Genomic DNA, 12,403 nt, shown 5'->3' on the forward strand with positions numbered 1-12,403 from the left:
GGTTCATCGTCGCAGACCGACGGGGCAGATCCTGCGTCGGGCCCGGTGCGTGAAACCATGGGGGGAAATCGCCGACACGAAGGAGCCCACGTGCCCGGGAAGAACCTCACCCGCGAGGAGGCCGCGGAACGTGCGGCCGTCGTCGCGGTGGACGACCACGCGATCACGCTCGACCTGACGACCTCGGAGACGACGTTCGCGACGACCAGCACGATCCACTTCACGGCGAAGGAGGGATCGAGCACCTTCGTCGACTTCATCGGTGAGTCGGTGGACGAGGTCGTGCTCAACGGCACCTCCCTCGAGCCGGCCGAGGTCTTCGCCGACCACCGTGTGCGCCTGGACGAGCTCGCCGCGGACAACACGGTGACCATCCGCGCGACCGGCCGTTACATGAACACCGGCGAGGGCCTGCACCGGTTCGTCGACCCCGTCGACGGGGAGGTCTACCTCTACACGCAGTTCGAGGTGCCGGACAGCCGCCGGATGTACCCGGTCTTCGAGCAGCCCGACCTCAAGGCGAGCTTCACCCTCACCGTGACGGCCCCCGCGCACTGGCAGGTCATCGGCAACTCCCCCACCCCCGAGCCGACGCCGGTCCCCAACGGGGCAGGGCAGGGTGCCGCGGTCTGGGCGTTCGCCCCCACCGAGCGGATGAGCAGCTACATCACCGCCCTCGTCGCGGGCCCCTACGACGTCGTGCGCGACTCGCTGGTCTCGGGGGGCAAGGAGGTGCCGCTGGGCATCTTCTGCCGCAGGTCGCTGACGCAGTACCTCGACGCGGAGAACCTGTTCGCGCTGACCAAGGCCGGTTTCGCCTTCTACGAGGAGGAGTTCCGGCAGGGGTACCCGTTCACCAAGTACGACCAGGTCTTCACGCCGGAGTACAACATGGGCGCGATGGAGAACGCCGGCTGCGTGACCTTCCACGAGATGTACGTCTTCCGCTCCAAGGTCCCCGACGCGTTGGTCGAGCGTCGTGCCCTCACGGTCCTGCACGAACTGGCCCACATGTGGTTCGGCAATCTCGTGACGATGAAGTGGTGGAACGACCTGTGGCTGAACGAGTCCTTCGCGGAGTGGGCCTCGACGACCTGTCAGGCCGAGGCCACCGAGTGGACCGATGCCTGGACCACCTTCTGCACCCACGAGAAGGCCTGGGCCTACCGCCAGGACCAGCTGTCCTCGACGCACCCGATCGTCGCGCCGATCCGTGACCTCGAGGACGTCGAGGTCAACTTCGACGGCATCACCTACGCCAAGGGCGCCTCGGTCCTCAAGCAGCTCGTCGCCTACGTCGGCCGCGAGGCCTTCCGCGACGGCATCCGCGCCTACTTCGTCAAGCACGCGTGGGGCAACACGACCCTCGACGACCTGCTGGTCGAGCTGGAGGCCACCTCCGGTCGCGACCTGCGGTCCTGGTCGCGGCTGTGGCTGGAGACGGCCGGGGTCAACACCCTGCGTCCGCTCGTCGAGGTCGACGAGCGCGGCCACTACGTCGATGCGGTCATCGAGCAGACCCACGCCGAGGGCTTCGCGACGTTGCGCCCACACCGTCTGGCGGTCGGCCTGTACGACCTCGTCGACGGCGCCCTCGTGCGCCGCGAGCGCATCGAGGTGGACGTCGACGGCGCGAGCACGCCCCTGCCCCAGCTGGTCGGGCAGCGTCAGCCGGACCTGCTGCTGCTCAACGACGACGACCTGACCTATGCCAAGCTCCGTCTGGACGAGCGCTCCCTCGCGACACTGCTGGCGCACCCGACCGCGTTCGGTGAGTCGCTGCCGATGTCCTTGGCGCTCGCGTCGGCGTGGGACATGACCCGCGACGGCGAGATGGCCGCCCGCGAGTACGTCGACCTGGCCCTGCCGGTCCTCGAGGGTCTCGCCGACTCCACGCTGCTGCGCACCCTGCTGTCGCAGGTGTCGACGTGCGTGGGCGTCTACAGCGCACCCGGCCACCGGGAGGCGCTGCGCGAGGTGGTCGTCACCTCACTCCGCTCGCTGGCGGAGGCCGCAGCTCCCGGCAGCGACGCCCAGCTGCAGCTGGTCACCGCGCACGCGGGCATGCTGGCGCCCGGTGACGACGTCGGTCTGGTCGCAGGCCTGCTCGACGGCAGCGCCGCGCTCGAGGGCCTGGCCGTCGACACCGACATGCGGTGGACGCTGCTGACCGGGCTCGCCGCCGCCGGCGAGGCGGACGCCGACGCCATCGCGCGGGAGGCGAAGGGGGACAACACGGCCACCGGTCGTGAGCGCGCCGCGCGAGCCGCTGCGAGCATCCCGACCGCCGAGGCCAAGGAGGCCGCCTGGCAGGCCGGTGTGGTCGACACCGACACCCCCAACTCGGTCGTGGACGCGCACGCACTCGGTTTCGGGCGCACCCACGACCCGGCGCTGCTCACCCCCTTCGTCCAGCGGTACCACGACGTGCTGGAGCAGGTGTGGCAGCAGCGGACCCACGCCATCGCCGAAGGCATCGTCCTGGGGTTCTACCCGATGGCGCTGGCGGGGCCGGACCTCCTCGCGACGACCCAGGCGTGGCTCGACGAACACCCCCAGGCCCCCGACGGACTTCGTCGGCTGGTCGCGGAGAGCCGCGACACCGTCGCCCGCGCCGTGCGAGCACAGGAGCGTGACAGCCGTTGATGCCGGTCGGTATCCCGATCATCGACCTCCCCAAGGCCGCACAGTCGCCGCTGGACCCCCTCACCTGGGCCGGTGTCCTCGAGTGGCTGCTCGGCGCGCCCCTGAGGATCGTCCTCACCATCCTGCTGGCCTATGTGGCCCGGCGCCTGGTTCATCGGGCGATCGACAAGGCCATCGAGAAGTCGATCGCCCGCAGCGAGGCAGCCCAGGCCAAACGGGACCACAAGCGGTCCAAGGGAATGCCGGCGAGCACCGTGCGCGAGCGCTCCCGGCAACGGGCCCTGACCACCGGTTCCCTGCTGCGGAGCATCGCCACGATCGTCATCGGCACGATCACGGCGCTGACCGTCCTGGATCTGATGGGCATCCCGTTGGCACCGCTGCTCGCGTCCGCAGGTGTCGGAGGCATCGCGCTCGGTTTCGGTGCGCAGGCGCTGGTGAAGGACTACCTGTCGGGCATCTTCATGATCCTCGAGGACCAGTACGGCGTCGGTGACTACATCGACACCGGCGAGGCCGTCGGCACCGTCGAGGAGGTCTCGCTCCGGGTGACGCGGCTGCGCGACCTCGACGGCGTCGTCTGGTACGTGCGCAACGGCGAGATCCTGCGCATCGGCAACCGCAGCCAGGGCTGGTCGACGGTGATGGTCGACCTGCCCTTCTCCTACCGCGAGGACGTCGACCAGGTCATCGGCATCATCCGGGACGCGGTCTCGGTGATGGACACGGACGAGCACTGGGGCCCGAAGCTGCGCGAGGCGCCCAGCGTGCTCGGCGTCGAGACGATCACCGCCGGGACCGTGAGCGTGCGCGTCTTCGCCACCTGCGCACCGAACGAGAACTGGGGACTCCAGCGCGAGATCCGTCGCCGGGTCAAGGATGCCTTCGACCGTGAGGGCATCGCCGGTCCCCCGCTGCCGCCCGTCGGCGGCACCCACACGATCTGAGAGGCCTGACGAGACGTGGACGCACAACCTTCCGACACCTTCTACGAGCAGGTCGGGGGGCACGAGACCTTCGTGCGCCTGGTGCGCGCCTTCTACGAGGGGGTCGCCCACGACCCGACGCTGCGCGCGCTCTACCCCGAAGCCGACCTCGGGCCCGCCGAGGTGCGACTGCGGATGTTCCTCGAGCAGTACTTCGGCGGTCCGACGACCTACAGCCAGCAGCGTGGCCACCCACGCCTGCGGATGCGTCACGTCGGCTACGCGGTGACGCCGGACCAGCGCGACCGGTGGATGCGGCACATGCTGGCCGCGATGGACACCCTCGAGCTTCCCGAGCCCCACGACGCGGCCATGCGCGACTACTTCCGCCGGGCCGCAGACATGCTCATCAACGCCGACGACGAAGGAACCCCACTGTGACCGCCGCGGTCCCCGCCCCCCTTCCCACCCGCGCCCTGCACCCCGCGTCCACAGCGCACGCGCCCTGGTGGCGTGACGCCGTGATCTACCAGATCTACCCGCGCTCGTGGGCCGACAGCGGGGGTGACGGCGTCGGTGACCTGGCCGGCATCACCGCACGTCTGCCGTACCTGCGCGACCTCGGTGTCGACGCGGTGTGGCTCTCCCCCTTCTACCGCTCCCCCCAGCTCGACGGCGGCTACGACGTCTCCGACCACCGGGACGTCGACCCGCTCCTGGGGACCCTCGCCGACGCGGACGCGCTCGTCGCCCGCGCCCACGAGCTCGGCCTGCGGGTCGTCATCGACCTCGTGCCCAACCACACCTCATGGGAGCACGAGTGGTTCAGGGAGGCGCTGGCCGCCGCGCCCGGCAGTCCGGAGCGGGACCGCTACATGTTCCGCGACGGGCTCGGCGAGGACGGCGAGCTGCCACCGACCGACTGGCTGTCCAACTTCGGCGGGAAGGCGTGGACCCGGGTCACCGAGCCGGACGGCACGCCCGGCCAGTGGTACCTGCACCTGTTCGACCCGAGTCAGCCGGACCTGAACTGGCAGAACCCACAGGTGCGCGCCGACTTCGAGGGGATCCTGCGCTTCTGGCTCGACCGTGGCGTGGACGGCTTCCGGGTCGACGTCGCCCACGGCCTGGTCAAGAAGGAGGGACTGCCCAGCTACGACAAGCACCCCGGCGGCCTGCTCGAGGTCACGCACGAGGCGCCGTACTGGGACCAGGACGGCGTCCACGAGATCTACCGGGAGTGGCGCGAGCTGCTCGACTCCTACGGCGTGCCCGAGCGGATCATGTGCGCCGAGGCCTGGGTGGCGCCCGCGGACCGGTTGGCCCGCTACGTCCGGCCGGACGAGTACCACCAGGCCTTCAACTTCGACTTCCTCGAGGCCCCGTGGCTGGCCGAGCCGCTGCGTACCGTCATCGCCCAGTCCCTCGCCGAGAACGACGCCGTCGGTGCCCCTGCGACGTGGGTGCTCAGCAACCACGACGTGCTGCGCCACGCCAGCCGCTTCGGACTTCCCCAGGGGCTGCCCCGACCGAACGGGATCGGCGCCACCGACCCCCAGCCGGACGCCGAGCTCGGCCTGCGCCGCGCCCGAGCGGCGACCACCCTCATGCTCGCCCTGCCCGGGAGCGCCTACGTCTACCAGGGCGAGGAGCTCGGCCTGCCCGAGCACACGAGCCTGCCGGATGCCGTGCGTCAGGACCCGACGTTCATGCGGACCGGTGGTCTGGAGCGCGGCCGGGACGGGTGCCGGGTACCGATGCCGTGGACGAAGGGAGCCCGCGCCCTCGGGTTCAACGACACCGGTGCCGCGTGGTTGCCACAGCCGGAGAGCTACGCGGACCTGGCGGTCGACGTGCAGACCGGCGTGAGGGGATCGACGCTGGAGCTGTACCGGACCCTGCTGTCGCTGCGCCGGGAGCGGGCCATGGGCCGGGGCGCGCTCGCCGAGGTCGAGGGCCTGGGCGCGGACGTGCTCGGCTACGTCGTCACTGCTCCCGACGGCGAGCGAACGCTCATCATCGCCAACCTCTCGACCACCCCCGTCGAGCTGCCGGATGACGCCACCGTGCTCGTGGCCTCGGGCGCTCTCGACGGGCGGCAGGTGCCCACCGACACGGCGGTCTGGGCCACACTCGGCTGAACGACGAAGGAGTCCCCATGGCATCGATCCTGCTGCTCCACTCGGCCCTCGGCCTGCGCCCGGCCGTCCACGACTTCGCTGAGCGGTTGCGCCGCCACGGACACCGGGTGACGACCCCCGACTTCTACGAGGGGCACGTCTTCGACGACGAGGCCGAGGGGATCGCCCACCGGGACGCGCACCCGGAGTACTTCGAGCACGTACGCGCCGTCGCCGATGGGCTGCCCGACGACACGGTTCTCGCCGGATTCTCGCTCGGGTCCTTCTTCGCGCAGCGCCTGGCTGCCAAGCGGCCGCGCGCACGCGCGGCGGTCCTCATGCACTCGGTCACCGCGCCGCGGCCCCCGTGGTCGGGCGTACCGGTCCAGGTGCACCGGTACGCCACCGACCCGTGGATCTCCCCGGCCGATGTCGATGCCCTCGGCGAGGCGGTGCGGGCCAGCGGTGCTCCCTTCGAGGACTACGTCACCCGCGGACGGGGACACCTGTTCACCGATCCGCAGGGACCCGACTTCGACGAGGCGGCCAGGGACGCGACGATCGAGCGCATTCTCGGTTTCCTCGACAGGGGCGACGCAGCATGAGCCCCGTGCCGCCGGCCGAGTACTTTCCCTACTTCGCCGATGCGACGCCCATCGGGTTGGCCCACCGTGGCGGGTCGACCTACGAGCCCAACATCGGCAGGGAGAACACCGTCGCTGCCTTCCGCGAGGCCGTCGGGATGGGCTACCGCTATCTGGAGACCGATGTGCACGCGACGGCCGATGGTCGCCTCGTCGCCTTCCACGACGAGGTCCTCGACCGGGTCACCGACGGCCACGGTGCCATCGCGGAGCTGCCGTGGAGCGAGGTGTCCACCGCCCGCATCAACGGCGCCGACGCGGTGCCGCTGATGGACGAGTTGTTCGAGGCCTTCCCGCAGGCACGTTTCAACATCGACATCAAGGCGCCGGCAGCCGTGGCACCGCTGGCCGAGGCGATCCGCCGCCACGACGCACTCGACCGGGTGTGCATCGGCTCCTTCAGCGACTCCCGACTGCGGGCGGCACGCAAGGCACTCGGTCCCCGGCTGGCGACGTCCGCTGGCCCGACCGACGTCGCCACGATGCGGCTGCTGCCCTCGGCGCTCTCCCGGCTGCTGCGCTCTCCCGCCCAGGCCCTGCAGATCCCCGTGACCCACCGGATCGGACCGGTGACCCCCACCATCGTCACCCGTCGCCTGGTCGCGGCCGCCCACCGCCTCGGCAAGCACGTGCACGTGTGGACCATCGACGATGCCGACGAGATGCACCGCCTCCTCGACCTCGGGGTCGACGGGATCGTCTCCGACCGGATCGACACCCTCCGGGACGTGCTCGCGGAGCGGGGCCACCCCCTTCGCTGAGATCAGGCCGAGCGCAGGGCGGCGACGACCTCGTCCACTGCCGTGGGACGACCGGCGACACTCCAGGCCCGCCCGCGCACCTCGACCTGCTCGGCGTGGCCACCGGCCGCGCGCACCAGTGCCGCGCCGGGCAGCCAGTCCCAGTCGGCGACGGCCTGCTGGGCCCACACGCCGACGCGACCGGCGGCGACGGCGGCGAGGTCGCACGACGCGGAGCCGAACATCCGCACCGTCGCCGCCTGCGAGACCGCGGCCAGCCACGGGCCGCGCAGGTCATCGTCCGGGAGCAGCGTCGGGTGCAGATAGGTCGCCAGGCAGACCTCGGCCAGCGGCAGGTCGGCCAGGGGCACCAGCCCGGTGCCGTTGAGGCGCGCCGGCAGGTCACGACCGCCGACCCACGACTCATCGACCGCGTCCTGGTGGACCGCACCCAGGACCACCTCGCCCTCCTGCGTGAGGGCGAGAGCACTGCACCACGTGGCCAGCCCGGCGAGGAAGTTGTAGGTGCCGTCGACAGGGTCGATGACCCAGGTGCGGCCGGAGCGTGACTCGGCCTCGGCACCCTCCTCACCGACGATGCCGTCCTGTGGTCGCAAGCGCAGCAGAGCGGACTCGACGAGCTCCTCGGCCGCGTGGTCGGCGGCTGTGACGACGTCGGTGATCGAGGTCTTCCGGGCACCCTCGAGCCCCTCGGCTCGCATCCTCGTCGCCAGCCGGGCTGCTCGTCGGGTCAGCTCGAGGGCCAGGGTGACGTCGTCGACGTCGGCGGGGATGTCCGCGGTCAGGGTGTCCACGCGCCCCACCCTAGGACGCAGTCAGCGGGCGATGACGAAGCCCCGGTCGGTCGCCGTGCGCATCCACGGCCCGGTCGTGTGCACACTCACCTCGGACCGCTCGTCGGGTCTCAGGAAGCCCAGGACGTGCAACCCGAAGGCCGTGCCCGCGGGCACCGGCGGGACCGTGTCGGTGGAGCGCCCCCAGACGCGGGACCGCAGGTCCGCCACGGCCGCGCTCCCGGATCCCTCGGGTGCCCCCTGCGCGACCTCCTCGATGCCGCTGAGCGCCACGTCCCGCAGCCGGGCGTCCGGGACGGTGCCGACGGGCTCCCATCCGGAGCGGGGCGGGCTCAGTGCGCCCCACGCCGGCCGGGTGGTCATCGGCGGGTCGGGGATCTCGGTTCCGCTACGGGCCAGGCGGTCGGTGACGGCCCCGAGCGGGACGGTGCGGTCACTGGTCGTCGGCTCGGCGAGCGCAAAGGTTCGCAGACCGAGCACCAGGCCGCTACTGCCCAGCCCTCGTCCGGGGACCACGCAGGTCCACGCCGCCAGGACCCCACCGACGGCCTGCAGCCGCACATCACCGGAGTCGTCGACCCGTTTGGCCCGGGCCAGGTAGGTGGCCAGGTCCTGTGCGCTCGCCGCGTCGACCAGCCGGAGGGTCACCGACGCCTGCGCATCTGCGCCGGCCCACCGAGGTAGTCGGCCAGCGCCGCCCGCTCGTCCTCGCTGAGCCTCCTCGGTCGTTGGGCTGCCATGTCGAAGGCGACCACGGTGCTCTCGGCCCGGGCGTAGACCGTCTCTCCGTCGGGGCCCGGGTCACCGATCTCGTAGGCCATCTCCCAACTGGCTCCGCCGATGTGGGTGACCCACATCTCGATGCCCACCGGCTCGGGGCGGTAGACCAGCTGGCTGAGGAACTCGATCTCCTGACGGGCGAGCAGCACGCCGGACCTGCGCATCCGCTCGCTGCCGCTGGCATCGAACCAGTGGCTGAAGGCCCGGATGCGGGCCTCCTCGAGCAGCCGGTGGTACTGGACGTTGTTGACGTGCCCGAGGGAGTCCATGTCCCCCCACCGCAGGCCGACATCGGCCGTGAACCGTGGGGACGCCGACTGGTGCTCGTTCATGTCCACATCCTCGCACCACGGTCGCGTTCGTCCCCACCCCGTGCGGTGGGGACGGTGTCGTCAGCGGCCTCACCTACGGTGATCGCATGACCACTTCCCCCGCAGCCACCCCGCTCCTCGACGACGCGACCGCCGTCCTGCGACGGCTCGTCGGTCGGGACGACGTCACCTTCCGGGACGGCCAGTTCGAGGCGATCGACGCGCTCGTCGGCAGCGGGTCGCGGGTGCTCGTCGTGCAGCGCACCGGGTGGGGCAAGTCGGCGGTCTACTTCGTCGCCTCCCGGCTGCAGCGGGCGAAGGGGGCCGGGCCCGCCCTCATCGTCTCCCCACTCCTCGCGCTGATGCGGGACCAGATCGCGGCGGCCGAGCGGGCCGGCGTACGTGCCGTGTCGATGAACTCCGCGAACGCGCAGGAGTGGGACGAGGTCCGTGGCCAGCTCGCCCGGGACGAGGTCGACGTCCTGCTGGTCAGCCCCGAGCGGCTGAACAACCCGCGTTTCCGCGCCGAGCAGCTGCCGGACCTCACCCGCCGGTGCGGCCTGCTCGTCGTCGACGAGGCGCACTGCGTCAGCGACTGGGGTCACGACTTCCGCCCCGACTACCGCCGGATCAAGGACCTGCTCGGCGAGCTGCCGACGGGCACCCCCGTGCTCGCCACGACGGCGACCGCCAACGAGCGCGTCGTGCTCGACGTGGCCGAGCAGCTGGCCGCCGGAGCCGACAACGAGGTGCTGACGGTCCGCGGGCGGCTCGCCCGCGACAGTCTGCGGCTGGCGGTCCTGCCCCGCTGCGGGATGGACCACCACCTCGCGTGGCTCGCCACCCACCTGGGCCGGCTGGAGGGCAGCGGCATCGTCTACACCCTGACCGTCAGTGCTGCCGAGGACGTCGCAGCGGCGCTCACCGCCGCCGGCCACACCGTCGCCGCCTACACCGGTCGCTCCGACGCGGAGGATCGGGCGCGGATGGAGGAGGCGCTGCGTCACAACGAGGTCAAGGCCCTGGTCGCCACCAGCGCGCTGGGCATGGGTTTCGACAAGCCGGACCTCGGCTTCGTCGTCCACCTCGGCGCACCCTCGTCACCGGTTGCCTACTACCAGCAGGTGGGCCGTGCCGGTCGCGCCACCGAGCGCGCCGACGTCGTGCTCCTGCCCGGGCACGACGACGTCTCCATCTGGAAGCACTTCGCCTCCTCGTCGATGCCGCGCGAGGACCAGGCTGCTGCGGTGCTCACCGCCCTGGCCGAGGCCGCCAAGCCGCTCTCCACAGCCGCTCTCGAGACCATCGTCGACATCCGCCGGACCCGGCTGGAGCTGTTGCTGAAGGTCCTCGACGTCGACGGCGCCGTCCAGCGCGTCAGCGGTGGCTGGACCAGCACGGGAGTGCCGTGGATCTACGACGCACAGCGGTACGAGCGGGTCGCGGCCGCCCGGGAGACCGAGCAGCAGCACATGCTCGACTACATCGCCACCGACGGCTGCCGGATGGCCTTTCTCCAGCGCACCCTCGACGATCCGAGCGCGACGGACTGCGGCCGGTGCGACCGCTGCGCGGGTCCGTGGATCGACGCCGACGTCCCGGACGAGGCCCTGGGCTCGGCCCGCTCGACCCTCGACCGCGCCGGTGTCGACCTCGACCCCCGGGCCCAGTGGCCCACGGGCATGGACCGGCTCGGCGTGCCGGTCAGGGGCAGGATCCCCTCGGACGAAGGCATGTCCCCCGGGCGGGCACTGGCCCGTGTCACCGATCTGGGCTGGGGCCCTCGGGTGCGTGAGCTGCTCACGAGCGACCAGCCCGTACCGGAGACGACCGTGCGTGCCGTCGTCCGGGTTCTCGCCGAGTGGGGGTGGGGCACTCGCCCCGCGGGCATCGTCACCATCCCCTCCCGCAGTCGTCCCTCACTGGTCACCTCACTCGCCGAGCAGCTCGGTCAGATCGGGCGCCTGCCCGTCCTCGGCTCCCTCGACCTCGTCGACGGTGGTCCGGTCGGGGGACCCGGCGGCAACTCCGCCTACCGGCTCGCGGGAGTGTGGGAGCGTCTGGAGGTCGGGCCGGAGCTGGCCGCCTCGCTTCCCGGTCTGACCGGACCGGTCCTGCTCGTCGACGACGTCGCTCACTCCCGATGGACGCTCACCGTCGCGGCCCGGGCCCTCCGACGCGCCGGCGCGGCCGAGGTCCTCCCCTTCGTGCTGGGCATCGACGGCTGAGGACACCGACATCGCATAGCCTTCGTGCCTGACCCGATGAATGGAGACGGCTCGTGACCGACGACCTCACCCCCGCCGAGCGCCAGGCGCGCTCGCTGGCAGACCTGCTGTCCGTCCTCGAGCTGCAACGGCTGGGCACCGCGACCATCACCGTCGCGGGCGTCGACGACACCGAGAACGTCAGCAGCAGCGAGGCCGACGTCTACGTGGCCGACAGCCTCGTGCAGCCGCACCACCGGGTCTACGGCGGCCAGGTGCTGGCCCAGTCCCTCATGGCCGCCAGCCTCACGGTGCGCGACGTGCACCCGCAACGGCTCCCCCACTCCCTGCACGCCTACTTCATGCGGCCGGGAGACGACACCCAGCCGATCCGCTTCTCGGTGGAGCGCATGCGTGACGGTCGCTCCTTCTCCGCCCGTCGGGTCCACGCGATGCAGCACGGACGACCGATCCTGTCGTTGAGCGCATCCTTCGAGGACCCCGCCGGCGGTCTCGACCACCACGACGGGATCCCTGACGTCCCGCCGCCCGAGGACCTGCCCTCGATCACGGACACGCTCGCAACCATCGACCACCCACGAGCCCACCACCTCGTCGGCCGCCCCGTCGACCACCGCTACATCGATGGCGACATCACGATGCAGCCCGCCCAGACCCGGCAGTCCGGGCAGGACGTGTGGTTCCGTCTCCTCGGCGAGGTCGGCACCGATCCGTACCTCCAGGCCTCGGTACTGGCCTACATGTCCGACTACACGCTGCTGGAGTCGGTCCTGCGACGCCATGGACGCACGTGGATCGACCCGAGCCTGCGCGTGGCGAGCCTCGACCACTCGATGTGGTTCCACCGGATCGTCGACCCCTCGCAGTGGCTCCTGTACTCGCAGGAGTCACCCTCCGCCCAAGGCGGTCGTGGACTGGGGATCGGGAAGGTCTTCACCAGGGACGGACTGCTCACGACGACGATCACCCAGGAAGGCATGATCCGGGTCAAGGACGCCTGACCCGGGCCACTCCTTTTTATTCACATTTTCCACTACCTCCGGGAACGCCACGTCTCGGGCGGTTGCGCACCTCCGTCGGCCCCCGCCGTTCCGAGATCCCCATGAGATCAAGGGATTAGACCACCGTTCTGTTGCGTAATTCACCGCGACACGGTGAGCCGGGTCGTACTGGGTTAATTCCTCTTTATCTGG

Annotated in this window: 11 protein-coding genes; 8 read left to right on the forward strand and 3 right to left on the reverse strand. The window is 71.2% G+C overall.

Translation table 11 applies throughout. The annotated features are described in order from the left end of the window. The first annotated feature begins 90 nt into the window (after nucleotides 1–90). Genes pepN through V1351_RS10775 form a run of 6 tightly spaced genes read left to right on the forward strand, consistent with a single transcriptional unit; the run spans nucleotide 91 to nucleotide 7,097 of the window. Complete coding sequence (pepN, locus tag V1351_RS10750) at nucleotides 91–2,646, forward strand: aminopeptidase N (RefSeq protein WP_338748145.1); 2,556 nt, start codon at nucleotides 91–93, stop codon at nucleotides 2,644–2,646. After that, complete coding sequence (locus V1351_RS10755) at nucleotides 2,646–3,593, forward strand: mechanosensitive ion channel family protein (protein ID WP_338748146.1); 948 nt, start codon at nucleotides 2,646–2,648, stop codon at nucleotides 3,591–3,593. Before pepN ends, V1351_RS10755 begins: the two co-directional genes overlap by 1 nt. A 15-nt stretch (nucleotides 3,594–3,608) precedes the next feature. Further along, the gene (locus tag V1351_RS10760; protein WP_338748147.1) at nucleotides 3,609–4,013 is read left to right on the forward strand and encodes a globin; all 405 of its coding nucleotides are present in this window, start codon (nucleotides 3,609–3,611) and stop codon (nucleotides 4,011–4,013) included. Further along, entirely contained in the window at nucleotides 4,010–5,713 is a 1,704-nt protein-coding gene (locus V1351_RS10765) for a glycoside hydrolase family 13 protein (protein ID WP_422388973.1), read from the forward strand. Before V1351_RS10760 ends, V1351_RS10765 begins: the two co-directional genes overlap by 4 nt. A 17-nt stretch (nucleotides 5,714–5,730) precedes the next feature. Next, nucleotides 5,731–6,297, forward strand: coding sequence for a dienelactone hydrolase family protein (locus tag V1351_RS10770; RefSeq protein WP_338748148.1), 567 nt, complete (start codon nucleotides 5,731–5,733; stop codon nucleotides 6,295–6,297). Continuing rightward, a complete protein-coding gene (locus tag V1351_RS10775) occupies nucleotides 6,294–7,097 on the forward strand; it encodes a glycerophosphodiester phosphodiesterase (RefSeq protein WP_338748150.1) in 804 nt (267 codons plus the stop codon). The genes V1351_RS10770 and V1351_RS10775 overlap by 4 nt, the downstream gene beginning before the upstream one ends. A 2-nt stretch (nucleotides 7,098–7,099) precedes the next feature. Here V1351_RS10775 and V1351_RS10780 read toward each other — a convergent pair whose 3' ends face one another. The 3 genes from V1351_RS10780 to V1351_RS10790 are packed head-to-tail and all read right to left on the reverse strand — an operon-like array spanning nucleotide 7,100 to nucleotide 9,003. Beyond that, nucleotides 7,100–7,891, reverse strand: coding sequence for an inositol monophosphatase family protein (locus tag V1351_RS10780; RefSeq protein ID WP_338748151.1), 792 nt, complete (start codon nucleotides 7,889–7,891; stop codon nucleotides 7,100–7,102). 21 nt (nucleotides 7,892–7,912) lie between these two features. Continuing rightward, nucleotides 7,913–8,539, reverse strand: a complete 627-nt coding sequence (locus V1351_RS10785; RefSeq protein ID WP_338748152.1) for a hypothetical protein — start codon at nucleotides 8,537–8,539, stop codon at nucleotides 7,913–7,915. Further along, complete coding sequence (locus V1351_RS10790) at nucleotides 8,536–9,003, reverse strand: acyl-CoA thioesterase (protein WP_338748153.1); 468 nt, start codon at nucleotides 9,001–9,003, stop codon at nucleotides 8,536–8,538. The genes V1351_RS10785 and V1351_RS10790 overlap by 4 nt, the downstream gene beginning before the upstream one ends. Before the next feature lie 86 nt (nucleotides 9,004–9,089). Here V1351_RS10790 and V1351_RS10795 point away from each other — a divergent pair, with 86 nt between their 5' ends. Together V1351_RS10795 and V1351_RS10800 are read left to right on the forward strand one after the other, a co-directional pair. Beyond that, nucleotides 9,090–11,210: a RecQ family ATP-dependent DNA helicase gene (locus tag V1351_RS10795; protein WP_338748154.1), complete on the forward strand. Its 2,121-nt coding sequence runs from the start codon at nucleotides 9,090–9,092 to the stop codon at nucleotides 11,208–11,210. A 53-nt stretch (nucleotides 11,211–11,263) separates the two neighbouring features. Continuing rightward, nucleotides 11,264–12,211: an acyl-CoA thioesterase gene (locus V1351_RS10800; protein ID WP_338748156.1), complete on the forward strand. Its 948-nt coding sequence runs from the start codon at nucleotides 11,264–11,266 to the stop codon at nucleotides 12,209–12,211. The last annotated feature ends 192 nt before the right edge of the window (nucleotides 12,212–12,403 follow it).

This window comes from Janibacter sp. A1S7 (assembly GCF_037198315.1).
In the GTDB taxonomy this organism is placed as follows: Bacteria; Actinomycetota; Actinomycetes; order Actinomycetales; family Dermatophilaceae; genus Janibacter; species Janibacter alittae.